Annotated in this window: 23 protein-coding genes; 8 read left to right on the forward strand and 15 right to left on the reverse strand. The window is 40.6% G+C overall.

Translation table 11 applies throughout. From position 1 onward, the window contains the following. Positions 1-2: 2 nt before the first annotated feature. A complete protein-coding gene (locus tag B3317_RS11855) occupies positions 3-1598 on the forward strand; it encodes a hypothetical protein (protein ID WP_291111730.1) in 1596 nt (531 codons plus the stop codon). Positions 1599-1686: 88 nt separating this feature from the next. Here the strand turns inward: B3317_RS11855 and B3317_RS11860 are convergent, their stop codons facing one another. From B3317_RS11860 to atpD, 9 genes are all read right to left on the reverse strand, one after another. After that, positions 1687-2574: a F0F1 ATP synthase subunit gamma gene (locus B3317_RS11860; protein WP_291111732.1), complete on the reverse strand. Its 888-nt coding sequence runs from the start codon at positions 2572-2574 to the stop codon at positions 1687-1689. Positions 2575-2581: 7 nt separating this feature from the next. Then, complete coding sequence (gene atpA / locus B3317_RS11865) at positions 2582-4168, reverse strand: F0F1 ATP synthase subunit alpha (RefSeq protein ID WP_291111734.1); 1587 nt, start codon at positions 4166-4168, stop codon at positions 2582-2584. 79 nt (positions 4169-4247) lie between these two features. Next, entirely contained in the window at positions 4248-4802 is a 555-nt protein-coding gene (locus B3317_RS11870) for a F0F1 ATP synthase subunit delta (protein ID WP_291111736.1), read from the reverse strand. A 5-nt stretch (positions 4803-4807) separates the two neighbouring features. Beyond that, on the reverse strand, positions 4808-5308 hold the full coding sequence (gene atpF, locus B3317_RS11875) for a F0F1 ATP synthase subunit B (protein WP_006799680.1): 501 nt from the start codon (positions 5306-5308) through the stop codon (positions 4808-4810). Between the two features lie 97 nt (positions 5309-5405). Then, positions 5406-5654 carry an ATP synthase F0 subunit C gene (atpE, locus tag B3317_RS11880; protein WP_006799681.1) on the reverse strand — a complete coding sequence of 83 codons (249 nt, stop codon included), beginning with the start codon at positions 5652-5654 and terminating at the stop codon, positions 5406-5408. Positions 5655-5825: 171 nt separating this feature from the next. Next, complete coding sequence (atpB, locus tag B3317_RS11885) at positions 5826-6938, reverse strand: F0F1 ATP synthase subunit A (RefSeq protein ID WP_414647496.1); 1113 nt, start codon at positions 6936-6938, stop codon at positions 5826-5828. Continuing rightward, positions 6935-7342 carry a hypothetical protein gene (locus B3317_RS11890; RefSeq protein ID WP_291111739.1) on the reverse strand — a complete coding sequence of 136 codons (408 nt, stop codon included), beginning with the start codon at positions 7340-7342 and terminating at the stop codon, positions 6935-6937. The genes atpB and B3317_RS11890 overlap by 4 nt, the downstream gene beginning before the upstream one ends. A 3-nt stretch (positions 7343-7345) precedes the next feature. Continuing rightward, the gene (gene atpC / locus B3317_RS11895) at positions 7346-7594 is read right to left on the reverse strand and encodes an ATP synthase F1 subunit epsilon (protein WP_291111741.1); all 249 of its coding nucleotides are present in this window, start codon (positions 7592-7594) and stop codon (positions 7346-7348) included. Positions 7595-7690: 96 nt separating this feature from the next. After that, entirely contained in the window at positions 7691-9205 is a 1515-nt protein-coding gene (gene atpD / locus B3317_RS11900; RefSeq protein WP_291111743.1) for a F0F1 ATP synthase subunit beta, read from the reverse strand. A gap of 546 nt (positions 9206-9751) precedes the next feature. Between atpD and B3317_RS11905 the strand changes: the two genes are divergently transcribed. The 4 genes from B3317_RS11905 (at position 9752) to B3317_RS11920 (ending at position 13185) form a co-directional block, all read left to right on the forward strand. Beyond that, entirely contained in the window at positions 9752-10945 is a 1194-nt protein-coding gene (locus B3317_RS11905; protein WP_291111745.1) for a saccharopine dehydrogenase family protein, read from the forward strand. A gap of 272 nt (positions 10946-11217) precedes the next feature. After that, positions 11218-12135 carry an aspartate carbamoyltransferase gene (gene pyrB / locus B3317_RS11910; protein ID WP_291111747.1) on the forward strand — a complete coding sequence of 306 codons (918 nt, stop codon included), beginning with the start codon at positions 11218-11220 and terminating at the stop codon, positions 12133-12135. Positions 12136-12148: 13 nt separating this feature from the next. Continuing rightward, positions 12149-12610: an aspartate carbamoyltransferase regulatory subunit gene (gene pyrI / locus B3317_RS11915; protein ID WP_291111749.1), complete on the forward strand. Its 462-nt coding sequence runs from the start codon at positions 12149-12151 to the stop codon at positions 12608-12610. Next, positions 12607-13185, forward strand: a complete 579-nt coding sequence (locus tag B3317_RS11920; RefSeq protein WP_291111751.1) for a flavin reductase family protein — start codon at positions 12607-12609, stop codon at positions 13183-13185. Before pyrI ends, B3317_RS11920 begins: the two co-directional genes overlap by 4 nt. A gap of 11 nt (positions 13186-13196) precedes the next feature. On the opposite strand, the gene B3317_RS11925 is transcribed toward B3317_RS11920, so the two are convergent. From B3317_RS11925 to B3317_RS11945, 5 genes are all read right to left on the reverse strand, one after another. Then, a complete protein-coding gene (locus B3317_RS11925; RefSeq protein WP_291111753.1) occupies positions 13197-13955 on the reverse strand; it encodes an MBL fold metallo-hydrolase in 759 nt (252 codons plus the stop codon). A 23-nt stretch (positions 13956-13978) separates the two neighbouring features. Next, entirely contained in the window at positions 13979-14803 is an 825-nt protein-coding gene (locus tag B3317_RS11930; RefSeq protein ID WP_291111755.1) for an SPOR domain-containing protein, read from the reverse strand. A gap of 400 nt (positions 14804-15203) precedes the next feature. Continuing rightward, positions 15204-15728, reverse strand: coding sequence for an SPOR domain-containing protein (locus B3317_RS11935; RefSeq protein ID WP_291111757.1), 525 nt, complete (start codon positions 15726-15728; stop codon positions 15204-15206). A 99-nt stretch (positions 15729-15827) separates the two neighbouring features. Then, on the reverse strand, positions 15828-17099 hold the full coding sequence (serS, locus tag B3317_RS11940; protein ID WP_291111759.1) for a serine--tRNA ligase: 1272 nt from the start codon (positions 17097-17099) through the stop codon (positions 15828-15830). 459 nt (positions 17100-17558) lie between these two features. Further along, a complete protein-coding gene (locus B3317_RS11945) occupies positions 17559-18296 on the reverse strand; it encodes a phBC6A51 family helix-turn-helix protein (RefSeq protein WP_291111761.1) in 738 nt (245 codons plus the stop codon). 403 nt (positions 18297-18699) lie between these two features. Here B3317_RS11945 and B3317_RS11950 point away from each other — a divergent pair, with 403 nt between their 5' ends. After that, entirely contained in the window at positions 18700-19491 is a 792-nt protein-coding gene (locus B3317_RS11950; protein ID WP_291111763.1) for a LiaF transmembrane domain-containing protein, read from the forward strand. Between the two features lie 10 nt (positions 19492-19501). Then, positions 19502-20332, forward strand: a complete 831-nt coding sequence (locus B3317_RS11955; protein ID WP_291111765.1) for a LytR/AlgR family response regulator transcription factor — start codon at positions 19502-19504, stop codon at positions 20330-20332. Positions 20333-20390: 58 nt separating this feature from the next. Here the strand turns inward: B3317_RS11955 and eco are convergent, their stop codons facing one another. Further along, positions 20391-20885 carry a serine protease inhibitor ecotin gene (gene eco, locus B3317_RS11960; protein WP_291111767.1) on the reverse strand — a complete coding sequence of 165 codons (495 nt, stop codon included), beginning with the start codon at positions 20883-20885 and terminating at the stop codon, positions 20391-20393. A gap of 208 nt (positions 20886-21093) precedes the next feature. Between eco and metG the strand changes: the two genes are divergently transcribed. Continuing rightward, positions 21094-23166, forward strand: a complete 2073-nt coding sequence (metG, locus tag B3317_RS11965) for a methionine--tRNA ligase (protein ID WP_291111776.1) — start codon at positions 21094-21096, stop codon at positions 23164-23166. Positions 23167-23175: the final 9 nt, after the last annotated feature.

The raw sequence follows: 23175 nt of genomic DNA on the forward strand, positions 1-23175 counted from the left end.
TCATGACAAAGAATATACAAAAATATCTGCTATTACATTACCCCAATATATGGAATATAAGGATAATTCCCATGTTGCTTATATTGGTAGTAGCCCATCTTATTATCTTCGGAATCGGTTATCTATCAACCGACATTTCGTTCGGAAAAGCTTATTATTATTCTCCTTCGTCCGATTTAGGAATACTCTATCCTACGTCCATACTCATTAGCTTATTAATTTTCATTGGCTGGCTAATATTTTATAACAGGAACAACGGATTTAAGATATTCTATCCCCAAAAAACAGGGCAATTATATGGAGAGTGGCTGATGATCTTCGTTATCACCACATGTATTTCATGTATTCCGCTTACACTTACTGAGGGTTATATATTTAAATGGAACTCTGCAACAAGTTATGATGAAGCCGTCAAAGCAATGGAATTACTGGATAAGGTTCGCGTACTGATACCAAACGAAACGGACAATTTTTCTTACAACAGCAGTTATGATACACCCATTCCCATCCCTCACAATATGGCTTTAGACCCGGATACTCTCGACCTAAGCCTGTACGCTGTCGATTATAAACGTAACGATGGCATCAGGATAGAAGGATATACCGGGCCATCTCTCCTTTTTTATAAAGATTACAATTCCAACATTTATTACTACCAAAAGGATATACAGGATATTGAGGCTTCCGAAAGGAAAAAAATAAACCGCCAGGAACAAGTAAAAAAATGGCTTCTCAATGGTCAAAAAGATAGTATATATGCCATTATGCTCGCTTTTGAGAAACTTCAAAAAAGACATGGTTTCCCTATAAAACTCACCCCCGACAAATGGCTGGAAAGAATATACAATCCTCCTTTCTTCCCTGTGAATAGTTCGACGGTCATAGCCAACTACCAGCTCAACGATGACGAGGTTTACTATACAGATGAATACCCGGTTGCCGTTGCTGCCGACTCAGTTTCCGATGCGATTACCGGCTATCCGGAAAACAACTACCGTACACAAACACCATTGTCTCTCCCTTACCGGGAATTATCGGCCGGATACAGTCATGTACTGGATTATTACGATTATAACTACAACGATGACTTGCAAGCAATAATCCTGATATGCCTGTATATGTCGCTGGCAGCATCTATCTTTATCTTCTCATTCAGGGTTACAGGAAGAAAGCAGTGGCTGATAATGCTTATCTCTACAGGTGTCCTTATATTTATATCGGTGCTTTCAGCCGCGGGCATCTATGAAATAAACAGAGGAATGGGCTCGGAAGTAATAACTATGCTCATGATATCACTCTGGTTATTGTTATTCCTGATTCTGATAACGAAAACCATAATTAAAATCGTTACTAATGGAAATAAAGGCCGCTCGGGCATCTATATGAACCTCCTGATATGGATGACACCGTGCCTGGTCCCATTAATTTATGCTATACTTGTTGCTTTCGAAGAACTAACCCGAAACTACAATGATCGTTTTTATGGAAAAGACGAACAATTTGTGACAATGCTGTGGATAAATATTCCTTTTGTAATTCTCATCATGTATCTTGTTTCAGCATTAGTACGCAGATGGAAAAGTATTGCTGAAGAATAATTCTGTCAGGCACGATGAACCGGAATACTAAAAAACAAGAAGGGATTGCTTCATATGAAACAATCCCTTCTTATATACTTAGAATATTTTATCCCTGTAATGCCGAAGCTCCGCCGATAATATCCAGCAACTGGTTAGTCACTGCCTGCTGACGGGACTTGTTGTATTGGATTATCAAATCCTGAACAAGTTCATCCGCATTATCCGAGGCTATCTGCATAGCCATTGTACGAGCAGCATGTTCCGACGCATTGGCGTCCAGCAATGCTGCATAGAGGCGCGAATATAGCACAGTAGGAATCAGACTCTCCAATATCTCTTCTTTCGAAGGTTCAAGAATATAATCGGTCTGAACAGCATTTTTGGTTGCAGCTTCATCCGGCTGTGCACGACTAAGATCGAAAGGTAGGAAAAGTACATTTATCAGTTTCTGGGAACCAGTAGATATAAAGTGGTGATATATCAAAACCACTTCATCTATCTCCCTGTCAATATACTTCTTTATTAAATCTTTCGCCAAATCCTGCACCATCACGTATGATGGCTTATCGGCCATTTCCTTATAATCTCCCTGGGATACCAGCCCCTGCTTCTTCACAGCATCAGCTATTTTTTTACCTATAGGATATATGAGGATATTGTCCTTACCTAAAGTTTTATACTTGTTGTATGTAGCATTAAACTCCTTCACAACATTGGCATTATAGGCTCCACACAGCGAAGAGTTGGAAGCAAAAGCTACTATTGCAACCCTTTTCACATCTCTTGTCTGAGTAAAAGGTGAATCGTAACTTGTATCCGAAGAAAGCAGATTAGTCAGAATGGCATCCAACTTTGCCTGATACGGTAGAAAGTTGCTGATGGCAGCCTGAGCTTTGTGAAGCTTGGATGATGCTATCATCTTCATCGCAGAAGTAATCTTCTTTGTGCTTTTTACCGAAGTAATCCTGGTTTTTATTTCTTTAAGAGATGCCATAATTCAATCATTTTCTATATTGAGCGGCTGTATCTTTCGCAACCTGCTTAATAATATTCTCTATATCCGCGTTGATAACACCTTTTTTCAGTTGGTCCAATACATCTGCCTGATGCTGCATTTCCAATGTTCTCAGGAATTCAGTTTCAAAGTCATGAACTTTATCCTCAGGAACATGCCTCAACAACCCGTTTGTACCACAATACAATATTGCAATCTGGCGTTCCACCGGCATTGGCGCATATTGCGGCTGAACAAGCAACCGGGTGTTTTTCTTACCTTTGTCGATAGTCATTGCCGTTACAGCATCCAGATCCCCTCCAAATTGAGTAAATGCTTCCAGCTCGCGATATTGAGCCTGGTCTATCTTCAATGTTCCGGCCACTTTTTTCATCGCCTTCACCTGAGCCGAACCACCCACACGCGATACGGATATACCAACGTTAATAGCAGGGCGCAAACCTGAGTTAAATAAGTCAACATCAAGGAAAATCTGACCGTCGGTAATAGAAATCACATTAGTAGGGATATATGCCGACACGTCACCCGCCTGAGTCTCGATAATAGGTAATGCGGTAAGCGAACCTCCCGCTTTTACTTTACCTTTAAGACTTTCGGGCAAGTCGTTCATTTGCTCGGCAACTTCCTGCTGACTGATAATCTTGGCTGCACGCTCCAACAAACGTGAGTGCAAGTAGAATACGTCTCCCGGATAAGCTTCACGACCCGGAGGACGGCGAAGAATCAGGGACACTTCACGATAAGCTACCGCTTGCTTAGATAAGTCATCATAAACCACAAGGGCATGACGGCCTGTATCACGGAAATACTCTCCGATAGCAGCTCCCGCAAATGCGCCGAAATACTGCAAGGCCGCAGGTTCGGCTGCCGTAGCAGAAACAACAACGGTATACTTCATCGCGCCTTTTTCACGAAGTGTTTCAACGATATTGGCTACTGTCGAAGCTTTCTGACCGATAGCTACATAAATACAATATACAGGGTCTCCGGCTTCATAGTTCGATTTCTGATTGATAATCGTATCGATGGCGATTGCTGTTTTTCCGGTCTGGCGGTCACCAATGATAAGCTCACGCTGACCTCTACCTATCGGAATCATGGCATCCACAGCTTTCAGACCTGTTTGCAACGGCTGCGCAACAGGCTGACGATAAATAACCCCCGGAGCTTTGCGCTCCAACGGCATTTCGAGTAGTTCGCCCGTAATAGGACCTTTTCCATCCAACGGCTGACCAAGCGGGGTGATTACACGTCCGAGCATTCCTTCACCCACATTGATGGAGGCAATTCTCTTTGTACGTTTTACCGAAAAACCTTCTTTGATCTGATCGGACGGGCCAAGCAATACGGCTCCCACATTGTCTTCCTCGAGGTTCATCACAACGGCCATAATGCCATTGTCGAACTCAAGAAGCTCGTTAGCTTCCGCATTCTTCAGTCCATATATGCGAACAACACCGTCCCCGACTTCAAGAACAGTACCCACCTCGTCGAATTGTACGCGGTTGCTAATGTTCTCAAGCTGCATTTTCAGCACTTCAGAGACTTCGCTTGCTTTTATATTTTCAGACATAAATCAATTTAATTATAAGTTATAAATTATGAATTATGAGTTTCATTAGCTCATTTTCATATTGGCATATTGGCATATATCACATCATCTTACTGTTTTCGGCGACAAACTGTTGTTTAATCTGCTTCAGCTGAGTCTTCACACTGGCATCGAGCCGGTATGTATCGATATAAAGGATAAATCCTCCTTCGATATCAGGATCTACACTTGTTTCAAAATCAAGGGTTCCGGGTTTGATTGTTTGCAGCAATCCCTTCATCTTTTCTATTACAGCAGCATCTACAGACGTAGCTGTAACCAGTTTTCCTGTATTGATATGCTTCGACTCACAATATAAGTCCACATAACTCAATGCTATATTCCGAAGATATACTTCCCTTTTATTTTTCACAACAAGATCGACAAACCGGACAAATACATCGCTACCCTTTCCCCCTATGGAGGCTTTAATCAGCGCGAGTTTATCATCAGCGTTCAACGTAGGATTATCCATTGCCATACGCAACCGGGGCTCGGCTGCGAATGCAGCTGCAAGCACCTTCATCTCCGAAAAGAGAATATTTTCGGATTTATTGTCGATAGCAAATTGCAACAACGCTTTAGCATATCGCTTAGAGATCATCCCTTCATTCATAACAGTTAAGATTTAGATACCATAGCCTCATCAACCAGGCGATCAATCATTGACATCTGAGCTTTTGGGTCTTTCAGAGATTCGCGAAGAACTTTTTCGGCCACATCGACGGAAAGCTCGGCTACCTGACGACGAATGTCCCGGATAGCCTGCTCTTTTTCCGCTTGTATCTGTTTCCTTATTTCTTCGAGTTCTTTAGCCCCAGCCACTTTTGCTTGTTCACGCGCTTCGTTTACAATACGGTCGCGGGTGTCGGCAGCATCCTTCAAGATCTTCACCTGTTCTGCTTTGGCCGAGTTAAGAAGTTCATCACTTTTTTCTTTTATCTTGGCCAACTGCTCATTCGCTTTATGAGCTGCATCCAATGAGTCCTGTATATAGTTTTTGCGTTCATCCACCATTTTGGTAATCACAGGGAAACCAAATTTAGCGAGAATGAAGAAAACAATACCGAACGAAAGAAGCATCCAAAAGAGAAGCCCAGATTCAGGTAATAGTAAATTCATATTTTTATTAATTTAATGTTTAAAAATTTAATATTTAAAGATTAAAGCGTTATTATCACATTTTTAAATCCTTAAATCTTAAATCCTTAAATATTTATTAAAGGATAAATCCGCATACAACAACAGCAAACAAGGCAACCCCCTCTACTAACGCTGCCGCAATAATCATGGATGTACGGATATCTCCGGCTGCATCCGGTTGACGGGCAATACCTTCCATAGCAGAACTACCGATTTTACCGATACCGATGCCTGCTCCGATTACAGCTAATCCTGCACCAAGTGCAGCACCAAAACCTGTTAAGCTTGCAGCTTCTGCTGCTTGTAATAAAGTTGATAGTAACATAATTTTTACTTTTAATTAGTTAATTATTTATTGTTTTATTTTAGTTACGAGTTACGAGTTACAAATCACAAGTCAAACACAAGTTGACAAGTGAATGAGTAAACTGGTTTTATTGTTTCTTTAAATTCGTTTCATTGGCATATTGGCACATTTTCAAATTGGCTAATCAATTTAATGCTTTTCTTCTACGTGATGATGCGGTTCGGCTTGTGCCAGACCGATAAATACAGCCGATAACATAGTAAACACATACGCCTGGATGTATGCAACCAGAATTTCTACCAGACTGATAAAAATTGTAAGCAATACAGAAACTACAGTCATCGAGCTATTGATGACAGTTCCCAGATTGACCGTAACAAATATAAGGCATGTCAATCCCAGTACAATGGAGTGTCCGGCAAGGATATTGGCAAAAAGACGAATCATCAATGCAAACGGCTTGGTAAAGACACCTACCAACTCGATAGCAGGCATAATCGGAATCGGAACTTTCAACCATGTCGGCACATCGGGCCAGAATACTTCTTTCCAATATTCCTTTGTCCCGAAAAGGTTTACTGTAAAGAATGTAAACAGTGCCAGTATCAGCGTGATGGCAATATTACCCGTCACATTCGCCCCTCCCGGAAATATAGGGATCAATCCCATTATATTGTTGAAGAAGATGAAAAAGAATACGGTAAGCAGATAAGGCGAAAACTTCCTGTAATTCTTACCCACACAAGGTTTGATGATATCATCCTGAACGCTCATTATGAACATTTCCATGAAACCGACAAAACCTTTCGGAGCTTTCTTTTCCCCGCTTTTCGCCTGTTTTTTATACCAACCGGCAACGCTCATTACTATAACGAGTAATAAGACAGAGCTGATTATCAGGCTGGTCGCATTCTTGGTAAGTGAAAAATCCCACGGACGCACTTCTTCTCCTGCAGCATTCTTTTCTACTATTTTGCCTTTATATTTACCATCGGGAGCAATATAAAAGCCTTCGTATGCTTCGTGCCCGTGATGGAATCTGGTTGACATAAATATATGCCACCCGCTGGTTTCACCCTTTACTATAATTGGCAAAGGGATACTCAGATGGAAATCGCCGAAACTAGCCATATGCCATTCATAGGAGTCGGCCAGGTGGTCGAGAATCAATTCTTTTACGTTCAATTCGCCTTCTTCCTGCTCCACTTTGGCTTCATGTCCTTCTTCCGCCACTACAGGCTGCATGCCCGCGACTGCAAACAGAAAGACTATGGCTGTAACATATTTCAAATAGTGTTTCATATACTATTGTTGTTTTTCTTTATCCGTTTTTCTATTCTGGTGAACAAATAGGCTTCAAAGGCCAGGAACAACAGATAGAAAATCATAAAAATAAGAACGAAACTCTTTATATTTTCCTTAACTATAATTGCATATGCCCCAACAAAAATGAGTGCTGCAAATATCTTTATCACCTTTGTCAGCATATATGTATTCAACATCTGCCGCGAAGTAGCCTTCCGGCTTGATGATTCTACATAGACGAGGATCAAAGATTCTAACAGTAGAAAAAAGAGCAAAATACCTTCGTACCAGTGCGGATAATACTGCGGAAACTGATAGTACAGCAAAGCACCGATCAAAGCCCCTGCGATAAGGCCGAATGCCAGTAACGAAGTAATTAATTTGGCTTTAAAAAAGTCCATTCTTTAAGCTACGCAAATTGTCACAACTCCGTTGTTCACTTCTGCTATACCGCCATTCACTTCTTCTGTTTTTTCCGATCCGCCGGCCGTGTAAATAATTACACCTTCTTTCAATGGTGAAATCAACGGTGCATGGTCGGGATAAACTCCGAAGCTGCCCGAGATACCGGGTATGACTACCGAAGCCACAGCACCCGAAAACAGTTTCTTTTCGGCTGATATAATATTAAGTTGGAGTTCTGTTTTTTTCATATTCTTTAATTTGTATATTAGCAAATTAGCAGATTAGCAGATTACAACACTTTTGTAAATTCTATTTGCTAATTTCCAAATTTTCGAATTTGCTAATTATTCCGCCGCCTGAGCCAGTATTTTCTTACCTTTCTCTATAGCATCTTCGATTGTTCCTACATTCAAGAATGCCTGTTCAGGTAAATAATCCACTTCTCCGTCCAATATTCGTTGGAAACCTTTGATAGTATCCTGAATATCAACAATTACACCCGGCACTCCGGTGAATTGCTCTGCTACATTAAACGGCTGGGACAAGAAACGTTGGATACGTCTTGCACGGTTCACAGTTTGCCTGTCCTCATCGGAAAGTTCTTCCATACCCAGAATGGCAATAATATCCTGTAGTTCCTTATTGCGCTGAAGTATTTCTTTCACGCGTTGGGCTGTATCGTAATGCTCCTGACCTACAACAATAGGGTCGAGGCTTCGGGAAGTAGAACCCAGCGGGTCCACGGCCGGATAAATACCCATCTCGGTGATCTTTCGGTCGAGAACGGTCGTAGCATCCAAGTGGGAGAATGTTGTCGCAGGCGCAGGGTCGGTCAAGTCATCGGCAGGTACATACACTGCCTGTACCGATGTGATGGACCCGTTCTTAGTAGAAGTAATACGTTCCTGCATCGCCCCCATCTCCGTAGCGAGCGTAGGCTGGTAACCCACCGCCGAAGGCATACGTCCCAACAAGGCCGAAACTTCCGAACCGGCTTGTGTAAAACGGAATATATTATCAATAAATAAAAGGATATCTTTTGGCCCGTCTGATTTTGCATCGCGGAACGATTCGGCTATAGTCAGTCCCGAAAGGGCTACGTCGGCACGTGCTCCCGGCGGCTCGTTCATCTGTCCGAATACAAGTGAGATCTGGGATTTTTCAAGTTCCTTAGAATCTACTTTAGACAAATCCCAATGGCCTTCTTCCATACTTTTTTCAAACTCTTCTCCGTAACGGACAACTTTCGATTCTATCATTTCACGCAACAGGTCATTCCCTTCACGGGTACGCTCCCCTACCCCTGCAAATACAGAATAACCATTGTGCTTTTTAGCAATATTATTAATAAGTTCCATGATTAGCACTGTCTTACCAACTCCGGCTCCACCGAATAAACCTACTTTACCTCCTTTTGCATATGGGGCCAGCAAGTCCACTACTTTAATTCCGGTGAAAAGAACTTCGCGTGTAGTCTGTAGTTCTTCGAATTTTGGCGGTTCCCGGTGAATGGGGTTCCCTCCGGTCTTATCCAAGGTACTCATACCATCGATAGCATCCCCTACAACATTCATCAAACGACCTTTTACCTGATCTCCTGCCGGCATTCTGATAGGTGAGCCCAAAGGTATCACATCCAATCCCCGGCTCAGGCCATCGGTACTATCCATAGCTACGGCACGTACAGTGTCTTCGCCTATGTGTTGTTTAACTTCGAGAATCAAAGAGCGACCATCAGGCCTTTTAATTTCAAGGGCATCATTGATATTCGGCAAGTTCGATGCAGGGTTGGCTGTGTCGAAAAACACGTCCACCACCGGTCCGATTATTTGAGATACATGCCCAACAATTTGTGACATAAGCTTTCTATTTATTATTTATTTTCTATTATTTCCGTCTGCTCAAAAGTATGCACTATGCAAGTCTCGAAGAATTGCCCCAGCAATTCCCTACCACTTTTTATAAAAGTTTTAAAATTAATAAAACTTTTGGAGAATCAGTAAATATTGAAGACCTTTCTATATAATTTATGGCACCAGACTCCTCTATATAATGTCGTCGCAAATATAAACAATATAAATTTTTAATAGTATTTTTGCAAACAAAAAAAATAAGTATGCTTATCATTTTTAAATCTTAGTTAACTACAATGTTTTAAATAGTTAAATATTCTACGGATTATTTGAAATGAGAGATATTTTGCTTAATTAGTTGTAGATATACGTTAATAAGAACACTGAAAGACACATCTTATCAAACATTCAAAAGAACTATCCCGTAAAGCGCATCATTAATAGCAAGACTACCCCTAAATCTGAAAACAGATACTTTCTATTTATCATTTTTAATCGTATTTTTGTAAAGCGAATTTATTCATTATAAAATAATCCTCTTAAAATAAAGAAATGGGAAAAGTTTTAATTATCGGAGCCGGAGGTGTTGGCACTGTTGTAGCGCACAAAGTTGCCCAAAATATGGATGTCTTTACCGAAATAATGCTGGCTAGCCGTACAAAATCGAAATGTGATGCTATTGCTAAGGCTATAGGTGGGAATAAAATACAGACAGCGCAGGTTGATGCAGACAATGTTGAAGATCTGAAGAGGCTATTCAATTCTTTCAAACCGGAATTGGTCATCAATGTCGCATTGCCTTATCAGGACCTGACAATAATGGATGCCTGCCTTGCTTGTGGAGTCAATTATCTGGACACAGCCAATTATGAACCGAAAGAAGAAGCTAAATACGAATACAGTTGGCAATGGGCTTATCAAGAGAGGTTTAAAGAAGTCGGGCTCACGGCAATACTGGGTTGTGGATTCGATCCCGGAGTTACCAGTGTATTCACAGCCTATGCCGCCAAACATCACTTCGATGAGATACATTACCTCGACATCGTGGATTGTAATGCAGGCGATCATGGAAAAGCTTTTGCTACCAATTTTAATCCGGAAATCAATATACGTGAAGTTACCCAGAAAGGTAAATACTGGGAAGATGGCAAATGGGTGGAAACTGAACCTCATGCCATACACAAGCCATTGGATTACCCGAATATCGGACCAAAAGAATCGTATGTAATTTATCACGAAGAGTTGGAATCGCTTGTCAAAAACTTCCCGACACTGAAACGTGCGCGTTTTTGGATGACATTCGGACAAGAGTATCTCACACATTTGCGTGTTATACAGAATATAGGTATGGCACGTATCGACCCTATTATCTATAACGGAGTGGAAATCGTTCCTATTCAGTTTCTGAAAGCCGTATTACCTGATCCGGGTGAATTAGGAGAAAATTATACAGGTGAAACATCTATCGGATGCCGTATCAAAGGTATAAAAGATGGGAAAGAACGCACCTACTATGTCTATAACAACTGCTCCCACGAAGCTGCCTACAAAGAAACGGGCGCGCAAGGGGTGAGCTACACTACCGGCGTACCCGCGACCATCGGTGCAATCATGTTTATGAAAGGCCTTTGGCGCAAACCGGGAGTATATAATGTAGAAGAATTTAATCCGGACCCATTTATGGAGCAACTGAATAAACAAGGCCTGCCTTGGCATGAATTGTTCGATGTGGATCTGGAAATGTAATCAAACACATAAATTGGAAGTCCCTTTTCGGGGCTTCTTTTTTTTACTATTTAAGAAATAAATAAATCAATTATCTCAAAAAAAGTATCTATCTTTGAAAAATAATAAAATAAAGATTGTCATGAAACGAAAATATATGCGAGATCATCATTTTATACCCGAAGACAATCTATTTATTTGCAACAACTATTTTAATATATAGATAATTTATCCTCGAAGAAGTTCTCTTTTTCGGGGATTTTTTTGATATAATATAAAACCTGATTAAACATATGTGCAACAAAAGCCTGGTATCCATTACAGATTATTCTAAAGAAGATATTCTGAGAATAATCAACTTGACTAAAAAGTTTGATGAGAATCCTAACCGGAGATTATTGGAAGGTAAAGTCTGTGCTACCCTTTTCTTCGAACCCTCTACCCGTACACGCCTTAGCTTCGAAACTGCAGTAAACAGGCTGGGCGGTCGCATCATAGGTTTTTCCGATGCTGCCACCACCAGTTCTTCGAAAGGGGAAACACTTAAAGATACGATTGCCATGGTAAATAACTATGCCGATATTATCATTATGCGTCATCATCTCGAAGGGGCTGCACGCTACGCGTCGGAAGTATCTTCTATACCCATCATTAATGCCGGGGACGGAGCTAACCAGCATCCGACACAAACGATGCTCGACCTTTATTCCATATTCAAAACGCAGGGCACGCTGGAGAATCTTGAACTAACAGTTGTCGGTGATTTAAAGTATGGACGCACAGTACACTCCCTTATAATCGGGATGTCGCACTTCAATCCTACATTCAATTTTGTAGCTCCCGAAGAATTAAGACTACCCGAAACATACAAAAACTTCTGCGATTCGCACAATATAAAGTATAAAGAATACACAGATTTCTCTCCGGAAGTGATAAACAATGCGGATATACTTTATATGACCCGCGTACAACGCGAACGCTTCACAGACCTGATGGAGTACGAAAAGGTGAAGAATGTATATATCCTCAAGAAAGATATGATAGCGGATACTAAAGAGAACCTGAGAATATTACATCCTCTTCCTCGCGTAAATGAAATACAACAGGATGTGGATGACAGTCCTAAAGCCTATTATTTTGAACAGGCAAAGAACGGAGTTTTTACCCGTGAAGCCGTTATATGTGATGCTTTGAATATTAATGTAGAATAATCGCAATCAAGAGATGAAAGAACAAAGGAAAGAATTACAGGTAGCCGCCCTCTGTAATGGTACAGCTATAGACCATATACCCTCAAATGTAGTTTTCAAGGTAGTATCACTACTTGAGTTGGAAAAGCTGAGTAATCCTATTACCATCGGTAATAATCTGGAAAGCAAAAAGATGAATACCAAAGGTATCATCAAGATTTCCGACAAATTCTTTGAAGAAGAAGTCATTAATAAGATAGCCTTAATTGCTCCTAATGTTGTATTAAACATCATTAAAGACTACACGGTTGTGGAGAAGAAAAGGGTTATCCTTCCTCGGAAAATAAAGGGCATAATGAAGTGTAATAATCCCAAGTGTATTACCAATAATGAACCTATGCCCACTAAATTCGATGTTATTGACAGAGAGAATATTGAGTTGCAATGTCATTATTGCAGTGTAAAAATAAAGAAAGACGAGATTATCCTGAAATGAAACAAGACTGGAAACCGGGAACACTGATATACCCTTTACCTGCTGCCATGATTAGTTGCGGCAGCAATCCCGCCGAATACAACATCATTACGCTTAGTTGGTTGGGAACCATATGTACTAATCCGCCAATGTGCTATATATCAATCCGTCCCGAACGCCATTCCTATAATATTATCAAACAGAATATGGAGTTCGTGATAAATATTACCACCGAAGAATTGGCGTATGCAACGGACTGGTGCGGCGTCAGATCAGGGAAAGACTTCAGCAAATTTGAAGAAATGAAACTGACTGTGGGGAAAGCTTCGGTCATACAAGCTCCAATCATTGAAGAATCACCTTTAAATATAGAATGCCGGGTAAAAGAAATACTTAGCCTCGGTTCACATGATATGTTTATAGCCGACGTGGTAAACGTAAAAGCCGACGAGAAATACATTGACAGCACAACGGGCAAGTTCAGTCTCGAAGATGCAAATCCCATAGCTTATTCACACGGCCAGTATTACGAACTGGGTAATAAAATCGGGGGCTTCGGCTGGACTGTCAGGAAAAAGAAAGACGAAGAATTGTAAATATGGTATCACTATATAAATACCTCAAGTCCATCATAGGATAAGAACACATTATCAGGCAGTGCCGGCTGCACTACATCATGCAAACCTATACCGTGCGACATATGAATAAGGTAAGTTTTCTTTGGAGCTATCTTTTTTACTTCACCCAATGCTTGTGACAAATTTAAGTGTGATATGTGTTCCCCGATACGCAATGCATTTATAACCAGCACATCCAAGCCTTCCAATTTGGAATACTCTCCTTCCGGAATAAACTTCACATCTGTCAGGTATGCAAAATTGCCGATGCGATACCCCAGAATAGGAAGTTTATAATGCATTACGCCTATGGGCTGCACCTCCACATTCTTAATAGTGAAAGGTCTATCCTTATATACTTCATGTAATAGTAACGCAGGAACGCCGGGATACTTATGTTCCAGAAAGAAATAAGGAGTCCGCTTTCTTAGAGCATCTAATGTTATATTATTGGCGTAAATATCAACATCCGCAAATCTGCAAAACGGTCGTAAATCATCTAATCCTCCAACATGGTCATAGTGTTCATGCGTAAGTAGTACCCCATCAATAGGTGCAAACTCTTCAGGCAAAATCTGCTCCCTGAAATCCGGGCCACAGTCAATCAACAATCTTATGCCATCTATACTCACCAAGACAGACGCTCGCAAGCGTCTGTCCTTTATATTACCGGAAGTACACACCTCGCATTGACATCCTATTTCAGGAACTCCTGTAGACGTCCCTGTCCCCAAGAATTTTATCCTCATTCTTTCAATTTATTCTAATTCTCTTATTTAAGGATCAAAATCCACAAATCGTCGAGTGGTATTCCAAAACGGCTTATGCGCCTTGTCTTTGAAACTCCTTCTGTATATTTTCTTGTTACTTCTTCCAGTTTTTGAATAGCATCTCTCTCAGAGTCATAACTACCTAATAAAGTATAATATATTCCCTGATTACTCCTGACGACTGTAGAGCGTTCTCCCACCCCGTTGAATGTCCGCTTAATAAATTCTGCATTATTCAGGCTTTTGAAAGAGCCAAGTACAATAGCATATTTCTTCATAAATCCGTTATCTGCCTGATCTACCAATTGCACATCTACAGAACGGAATAGTTTCCAATCAGAATCATTAAATACACGGAATGATGTCGATGGTTTTGAAGCTGGAGTTGCTATTTCTGCATTCGGAACTGTTCTGGCAACTCTCGGAGCAGCCACTGCCGGAGTTGGCGTCCCTGACGGGACTTTGGTTGTACGCTCAGGTTCCGCTGTTTTTTTCGCGGAAGTAGTGGTAGCCGATGCGGTTATACGGGTTTTCTTCACCATTGGAAAACTCTGGATTTTCGGTTCCGGAACACCTTTCCCTACCTGAGGAATTCTGTCCGGGGTTTCAACACAGCCAAATAGAGCCTGAGATGCTGAAGAATAAGGATCTAATTCTAATGTAACAACCGGATGCAATAATGATTTCCCTCCTTGCATAATGTCTGTTACTCCTATCTGATTTTTTATCACTGAGTCTAACTCTGCTGCTGTAATTTTTTCGATTATAATATCCGGGTCAGTAACCCGGCTGGTTTGCACCGGCATTGCTCCGTATGCTTTATTCACAGAATGATAAAAACTTTTATATTTTTTATCTCTATTTTTCTGAGATTTACATGGTAAAGCAAAAAAGATAAAAGCTAAAAGTAAAGTTGTGTGTACCGATATTTTCATAAAATCCATGTGTTTGCGAATGAAATAGTAAACCTTTATTGCTGTTTAATATACAAAGATAGAAAAAAACAAAAGGAAACAATATACTTATATAAGAAACTCACAAAAGTCCACCTCTTTTAACCAGATAACATTAGCTCCTTCCTTATATCTATTTATAATTACATAACAATTTTAAAAATTCAGCAGGGATTTCTCTCCCTCCCCATATAGATAATTTTTTTTGAATAAGATTACAAAAAACAGGGAGAACATTAATTGCTCCCCCTGTTTTATTGTATTTATCTGTCGATTAGTATTCTCTTTGAAGTATCCACCAGTCATTGAATGGAATACCATATTTAGCCTTTAATGTGGAAGGTTCTCCCAATTCCGCATATTTTGCCAGAATTTCGTTTTTCTTTGCTACAGCTTGTTCCTTAGAATCGTAACTTGCAATAATCACACGGTACATACCCTGTTCGTTACGAGCCAGAATAATATTGTAACCATCGTTTCCGAATCTTTCTTTCAATGATTCCGCTCCGGGTTTCATTGCCATAGCAGCAACTACGACACTATACGCTTTCAGTCCAGACGCATCGCTTTCATATACCGGAGTAACTTTTTCTTTTCTCACCGATTCGTTAGAACTTGCAGTATATGTTGGCGTGGTTTGTGCCGGTTTAGAAACAGCAGCCGATGTTGTATTATCTTCCACATCCCTTTCTTTAGCTGCCTCGTACACCGATTTATAGGCACTTTGCTTTGGCTTACATGAACCAAAACCTATAACAAAGGCAATAGCCAATCCGATTCCAATTAATTTTTTATTCATAACTTTTTATAATTATCTTAGTTTTAACAATTAGCACAAAAATAATACATTAACTATTTAAAATAACAGTTTCTTGAATCAAATAGTTCCTTTTTCACTTTAATTAATAAATTCAAAACCCGTATACGGGACTAATGCATCCGGTATACGAATACCTTCAGCTGTCTGATTATTTTCCAGTAAAGCTGCAACTATACGCGGTAAAGCCAAAGCACTTCCGTTCAGAGTATGCACCAACTGTATCTTTTTATCAGCATCACGGTAACGGCACTTCAATCGGTTGGCCTGATAGCTTTCGAAGTTCGATACAGAACTTACTTCCAGCCATCGCTGTTGTGCTGCGGAGAATACTTCAAAGTCGAATGTAAGAGCCGAAGTAAAACTCATATCTCCACCACACAGGCGAAGAATACGCCAAGGCAATCCCAACTCTTCAACCAGAGACTGAACATGAGCCACCATTTCTTTCAATGATTGATAAGAATGTTCCGGCTTATCGATACGGACAATCTCTACCTTATCGAACTGATGCAAACGGTTCAACCCGCGCACATCTTTTCCGTATGATCCTGCTTCACGGCGGAAACAAGCCGAATAAGCGGTATTCATTACAGGAAAATCCTTCTCTTCCAAAATTACATCACGATAAATATTAGTTACCGGAACTTCAGCCGTCGGTATCAAATATAAATCATCGAGAGTAGCATGATACATCTGACCTTCTTTGTCCGGTAACTGTCCGGTACCATATCCCGACGCAGCATTTACTACATAAGGAGGCTGTACTTCGAGATATCCTGCCTCACGTGCCTTATCCAGAAAATAATTAATCAATGCCCGTTGCAAGCGTGCACCTTTCCCTTTATAAACAGGAAAACCTGCACCCGATATCTTTACACCAAGTTCAAAGTCTATCAAATCATATTTCTTTGCTAAATCCCAGTGAGGAAGGGAATTTTCCCCCAAATCGGGAATCGTGCCACCGGTACGTTCCACTACATTATCTTCTGGGGTGCGACCTTCAGGCACCTCATCTGCAGGAAGATTGGGAATAAGTACCAATAAATCCTGTAAATCCTGCTCCGCCTGACGCAAAGCATCTTCAAGTATTTTATTCTCGCCTTTCAATTCCGACACCCTGTTTTTTGCGGCCTCAGCTTCAGCCTTTTTTCCTTCTTTCATCAGTTGCCCGATATGTTTGGATAAACTATTGGATTCGGCAAGGCTTGCATCAAGTGTTGTTTGCGTTTTCTTTCTGGTCTGGTCTATATCCAGTACTTTCTCTATTATTTCTTTTCCGTCGAAATGCTTCTTTGCCAGCTTTTTAACAACCAGCTCCGGATTCTCACTAATGGTTTTCAGCGTCAACATTCTATCTGTTTTTTTAGGTCGCAGACCTATTTTATTATTTCCGTATGTTTAATAACAATATTCGAGTTACAAAGTTAAAAATATTTTAAGTACCGCCCCATTGTTTCAGATTCTTTTTACAGGGTGCATTCTATGTTAACAGCCCTTAATCCCAAAAGAGAAGACCAGAGAAAGTAAAAGGTAACAAAAGTAACAGTATTTTCAGTCATCAGTTAACAGTTAGCAATTAGCAACTTGTATCTCGTGTCTTGTCTACTCGTATCTCATATAACTTTCAACTTATTACTCAATACTTACTACTTTCAAAAGGTAACAAAGGTAACAGAAATACCAGTAAACAGTAAACAGTTAGCAGTTAACAACTTGTATCTCGTATAATTTTTCGTTCTTCGCTTTTGGCTCCGCCGATTTTCAATTCGTTCTTCACTTTTCGTTTTTCACTTATTATTTCCCCCTTCCTCAATCCGTTCTCGATGTATATCCCGGCGGCAGAAACGGATAAAGATTCACCTTGGGCTTCTCTACCGGAGCGGCAGATGGTTGTATGGCAGGCGGCTGTTCCATAACTTGCCCTTGCTCATTTTTCACTTTTAGTTCTTCACCTTTCACTTTTAGTTCTTCACTTTTCATTTTTCGTTCTTCACTTTTCACTTTGCTTTCCTCTTCCAATTCCTTATCCACGGCCGCCACTACTTCCGGATTGAGCGACCCGCCCGAACGGAAACCGTTCCCTTTCAATATCATCAGTTGCCGTCTGGTTTCCTCGTCCTGTACTTCTATGACCAGCGGATGGCGTTCCGATGCCAGTAATTGGTCTTTATCCTTCTTCCTTTCTTCGCGGTCGAGTACGTATTTTATCGCGCGAATACTCGGCGGGCAGAATTTCTTTTCCACTACACGGCATTTTTCCACATCATTCGCCGGATCGTTCTTATCGGGGATATAGCTGATCTTCTCTTTTTTCTGTATGTATCCCTCGAGCAATTGTTTCAGGCCTATGCGCGCCGAGGCTATCATCACATCTTCGCGGTGGTCGATAGCTTCTTCTACCGCTTCTTTAAATTCGGGCTTTTCTTTTTTCCATTCATAAAATGTCTTACGGCTGATCTTAAATGATTTGCAGATTTCGGAAATGCTGCACAAGTCCTGCTCTATCATCCGGATAATCTCTGTTGCGATCTTTTCTTTATACTTCATAAGATACTTAAATATTAATGTTTAATAATTAGTTTCTTATACAGATAAAGATATTTGGTTTTGATAAATTTTAGTTATAAGTAAATGAGACACAGGTAGACGGGACACAAGTTGCTAAGTTGACTGCCAACTATCTGTCAGATTTATCCCGATCTTTTCTCAAATAAGTGATCTATAAAAATTAATGACGTATTTTTCAGGAGTATCTGTCAATAAATATTTAATACAACTTAGAGCTTGTTCAAATTTTAGTTGATTGGCACATTTTCACATCGGCATATTAGCGCATTGGCGTATTAGCATACCGATTTCATCGGGAAATAGTATTTGTTTATCGATTTATTGTTGCCTGTAAACTATAGCAGATGTATTTTTGTATCAGAAACCAATAAAACTTATTCTTATGGAAAGAGATTTTAAAGATAAATACCTATTTAAGAGAGGCCGGGGAAATGGAATCGGATTCGCTCTTTTTCTTATTCTTTTTGGCGGAATATACCTGTTTCTCAATCTTGGTATTATACCTATAGAATATAAACGGATACTTATATCCTGGCAGATGCTCCTGATCGTATTAGGTATATGGAGTTTGTTAAAAAGGCAATTTGTCGGAGCCTTCTTTCTTATAGCTATCGGCTGTTTTTTCATTTATCCTGTCTTGTGCAGCGTATTCCCCGAATATTTTGTAAGATTCGATGTCGATATTAAAACATATTGGCCTGTTTTACTTATTGCGGGAGGAGTTCTTCTGGTAATAAGCCGTTCTTTTCCTTCACCCAAAAAGGACTATAACAAAGAATACAGGCATGAGTCAACAAGTGACCATTACAATCCGGCAGAGCAAAACAGCGCCGACTATGTAGACAAAAATCTGATGTTCGGAAGCTCTGAACAAATAGTTCTCTCACAAAACTTCAAAGGAGGAGAGGCCAATGTAATGTTCGGAGAACTGATTATAGACTTGCGCCGGGCAAATCTTAGCGAATTTGCTGGCATACTTGAAGCCAATGTGATGTTTGGCAGCATTGTCATATATACACCATCCGACTGGGCCGTAGAATTAAAAAGCAGTTCTTTACTAGGCTCTTTCGAAGACAAACGGTATCATCCCAGCGATAAAATATCAGAAATCGGTGTGCCACGTCTGGTAATCAAAGGGAGTGCTATGTTCGGAAGCGGCGAAATAAGAAACTAATATCCTGAAAATGGAAAACCGCAAACTGATTTATATACATATTCTTATTGCGTCATCAGCAGCCATTGCTCTATATATATGTATAAAGCCGCTGGTGGATGTATCCGAATATGTATTGATAACAGACTCTGCCATATCGGGAACCGTACTTTCGGGCTTGCTTCTTTTGTTAAGGAATATAGCGCAATACAGTCGTATTTCTTCATTTCCGGTTAGGCAGCAGCTTATCAATTACAGCGCATTGGCTATACTTTTTGTAGCATGCTGGATCTGTATCGAATTTCTGGTACTATATCTGGTATTTCCCGAAGGAGACTGGGCCGATCTAGTGCACACGGTTCCGATACGCATTGTAGTGGCATTACTGATATACAGCCTTACAATAGCGACATTTACACGAATGTACATACCGGAAGATAAGATTGCCGATATAACGATTGATGATGAGAAAGGAGGCAAAGAACTTCCGGGCAGTATACCGGAATCGGCAATTGAGACCGAAAGTAATGAAATACTGGAACGTATAGCCGTAAAAAACGGACAAAAAATAGATGTGGTTCTGGTATCCGAAATCATACACTTACAGGCCGAAGGCGATTATGTAATGATACACTCTACTAAAGGCAAATTCCTGAAAGAACAAACTATGAAATCGTTCGAAAGCGGCTTGCCTCAGGATAAATTTGTACGGGTACACCGTTCCAGCATAGTCAATATAGAATTTATATCCCAGATAGAACTCTATGACAAGCAAAGCCAGTTACTGAAACTGAAAAACGGAGGGCAGGTGCGGATAAGCCTGAGTGGGTATAAGGCATTGAAGAAGACACTGGGTCTGTAAAATAGAAAAGCCTGAATTCCGGTATGGATTCAGGCTCCTTCTTTTATATTACTAACACTTACTTCTCTACCGAACTTTTTTCTTTATCGGCTTTCCATATTCTGTATTTCACCTCATAACCCTTTGGTGCATATACTACAATTGGCAATTTGCTGTTGTATCTTACAATAAGAGTCTGGCCGCTTACAAACTTGTTTTCGTTTGGTTTGTTACAAGCCATCATTGTAGAACGGGTTTGCCCGTCAGAAGTAAACTCATAATAAGTATATCCCCAACCTTGCAGGTCTTTTTCCTCCAGTTTACCCATGAGCGAGTGATGATTACAATCTACGCTCATCACTTTTCCCGGGATAATTTCTACTTTGTATAATGATTCGTCAGATTTCTTTTTCATTTCTATTACGTGTCTTACCATTCCTTCTCCGGCATTAGGGAACGGGGCCAGAACCTTTTCTATATCATTATTTTTATCCTGTGCATTCATCGAAGTTGTGAATGATAATAATACGGCTACCGAAAGTAGTGTCAGCATTGTTTTTGTTAAGTTCTTCATTTTTCCTTATTTTTAATTAATACCTATATTTAGTCATTTATACTGTATAGATGAATAAATTGTTAAAAAGCTGCATCTATATCTCCGGTTAGTTAACATCCGGACAGACCGATTTGTTTATATAATCTTCTTAACATGGAAAATAGAAACGAATTAATTTATAAAAAAAATATCTTTTCCTTTTTAGTTTTTATCTTTGCATCCTGATATTCCGAAAAAATATAAAACAATATACTATATGACTAAGAAATTCAAAAGAACCCTCGTTACATCGGCCCTCCCCTATGCCAACGGGCCTGTTCATATCGGGCATCTGGCAGGCGTTTATATCCCTGCCGACATTTATGTGCGTTACCTCAGGCTGAAAGGTCAGGAAGTAATACACATCGGAGGTTCTGACGAACATGGCGTACCTATTACCATACGCGCCAAGAAAGAAGGTGTGACGCCACAGGATATCGTAGATAAATATCATGCTATAATCAAAAAATCGTTTGAGGACTTCGGCATATCTTTCGATATCTATTCGCGTACAAGTTCGGAGATACATAAGCAAACAGCTTCTGACTTTTTCCTCAAACTATACCAAAGCGGAGATTTTGAAGAAAAGACAAGTGAACAATATTTCGACGAAGAAGCGCAAATGTTCCTTGCCGACCGCTATATAATGGGTGAATGCCCGCATTGCGGCAATCCGAACGCATACGGAGACCAGTGTGAATCGTGCGGAACATCTTTAAGCCCTACCGACCTGAAGAACCCCCGTTCCACAATTTCAGGTTCGACACCTGTAATGCGCGAAACAAAACACTGGTACCTGCCTCTCGATAAGCATGAGGCATGGCTCCGTCAATGGATACTCGAAGACCACAAAGAATGGAAGCCGAACGTGTACGGTCAATGCAAATCATGGCTCGATATGGGATTACAACCCCGTGCCGTAAGCCGCGACCTCGATTGGGGTGTACCTATTCCTCTGCCGGATGCCAAGGGAAAAGTGCTTTATGTATGGTTTGATGCACCTATCGGTTATATATCGAATACAAAAGAATTGTTACCTGACAGCTGGGAGAAATGGTGGAAATCGGAAGATACAAAATTGCTTCACTTTATCGGCAAGGACAATATCGTATTCCATTGCATTGTATTCCCGGCCATGCTGAAAGCAGAAGGCTCGTTTATCTTACCTGAAAACGTTCCGGCAAACGAATTCCTGAATCTCGAAGGAGATAAAATATCCACATCACGCAACTGGGCTGTATGGCTGCATGAGTACCTCGACGATTTTCCGGGACAGCAGGATATCCTGCGTTATGTGCTTACGGCAAATGCTCCTGAAACTAAGGATAATGACTTTACGTGGAAAGACTTTCAGGCTCGTAACAACAACGAACTGGTTGCCATACTCGGAAACTTCATCAACCGTGCGCTGGTACTTACTCAAAAATATTTCGACAACAAAGTCCCACAAATACACGAGTTGACCGATTACGACAAAGAAACCCTGAAAGAATTTGCCGATGTAAAAGAAGTGGTGGAATCGTATCTTGAGACATTCCGTTTCCGCGACGCACTGAAAGAAGCAATGAACCTGGCCCGTATCGGGAATAAGTACCTGGCAGACACCGAGCCGTGGAAAGTGGCTAAAACAGATATGGCACGCGTGGAAACTATAATGAATATCGCATTACAACTGACTGCAAATTTGTCTATTGCCTTCGAACCATTCCTACCGTTCAGCGTGCAGAAAATCCGGCAGTTTATCAATAAGGATAATCTGACATGGGAGCAACTGGGCAGAATAGATTTATTACCGGCAGGCCATCAGTTGAACCCGTCAGAACTGCTATTCTCTAAGATAGAGGATGAAACGATCGAAAAACAAATACAAAAGTTGCTTGACACAAAGAAAGCCAATGAACAGGCTGTGGAGATAAAGGTTGCTCCTCAGAAAGAAAATATAGCATTCGATGATTTTGCCAAGCTCGACCTTCGTGTAGGTAAAGTATTGGAATGCATAAAAGTGCCGAAAGCTGATAAACTGCTCCAGTTCCTTATAGATGACGGAATGGGCAAACGTACAATCATATCGGGTATCGCCGCATGGTATAAACCCGAAGACCTTGTAGGCAAACAGGTATGCTTTGTTGCTAACCTTGAACCGCGTAAACTGAAAGGAGTGGAATCGCAGGGAATGTTATTGTCTGTGGAAGACAGTGATGGAACACTATCATTGATACAGCCGCCTAAAGACGTAACTCCGGGCAGCCAGATAGGATAATAATTTAAT

Source organism: Dysgonomonas sp. UBA7710 (assembly GCF_002482385.1).
Lineage (GTDB): Bacteria > Bacteroidota > Bacteroidia > Bacteroidales > Dysgonomonadaceae > Dysgonomonas.